Source organism: Dellaglioa carnosa, from assembly GCF_026948345.1.
GTDB classification, from domain to species: Bacteria; Bacillota; Bacilli; order Lactobacillales; family Lactobacillaceae; genus Dellaglioa; species Dellaglioa algida.
This window is the reverse complement of sequence record NZ_JANXLI010000015.1, coordinates 1-963: the sequence shown is the minus strand read 5'-3', so window position 1 is coordinate 963 and position 963 is coordinate 1. Positions and strand designations below refer to the sequence as shown.

1 protein-coding gene is annotated in these 963 nt (G+C 37.5%); it reads left to right on the top strand.

Features of this window, described 5'->3' with window-relative positions; genetic code table 11:
• A partial coding sequence (locus N0K80_RS07800) for a MucBP domain-containing protein (RefSeq protein ID WP_269026250.1) occupies positions 1-963 on the top strand: 963 nt, incomplete at both ends.

Genomic DNA, 963 nt, shown 5'->3' with positions numbered 1-963 from the left:
CGTTTTACCAACAGGAAAAGTTGGGGATAAGTATGAAACGAGTGGTAAGGACATAACTGGGTGGGTCTTAAAAGAGACACCAGAAAATGCGAATGGCACATATGGGACAAAAGCACAAACAGTGACGTATGTGTACGAAAGAGCAGAAGCAGCGCCAATTACAGTCAACTACGTTGATGAAAAAGGGAATAAAATTAGTGATCCTGTCGTTTTACCAACAGGCAAAGTTGGGGATAAGTATGAAACCAGTGGTAAGGATATAACTGGGTGGGTCTTGAAAGAAACCCCAGAAAATGCGACAGGCACATATGGGACAGAAGCGCAAATAGTGACATATGTGTATAAGAATGATAAAAACCCAGAAGTAGAACCGTTAGAAGAAGGTACTGTAACGGTGAAGTATATTGATGAAAGTGGTCGGTCAATAAGCTCTAAGATTATCTTGATCGGTAAAGTAGGTACAGATTACGCCACAAGTAGACAAACAATTTCTGGGTACACATTTAAAAAAGTACACACAGATAGCGCAAAAGAATCAGGTAAGTATGTAAAAGGTAATTTAGTTGTAACATATGTTTATAGTAAAAATACGGAACCAATCGTGATAGGTTCTGTAACAGTGAAATATGTTGATGAAAATCAAAAAGAAATAAGTCCTAACATTGAGATGACGGGTGCTTTAGGCACAACATATAAAACCAACCAACAAGCGATAAAAGGATATAAATTCAAAGAAATGTTGGCGGGAAGTGCATCAGAAACAGGTAAATACATGAAGAACAACTTAGTTGTAACTTATGTATATGTAAAAGAAGAAACGCCGGTGCAAATAGGAACGGTAACGGCAAGATATATAGATACAACCGGACGCCAAATAAGTGCAGATATAAACATGACTGGAGTACAAGGTGCAACATATAGAACCAACCAACAGGTGATAAAAGGATATAAATTCAAAGAAAT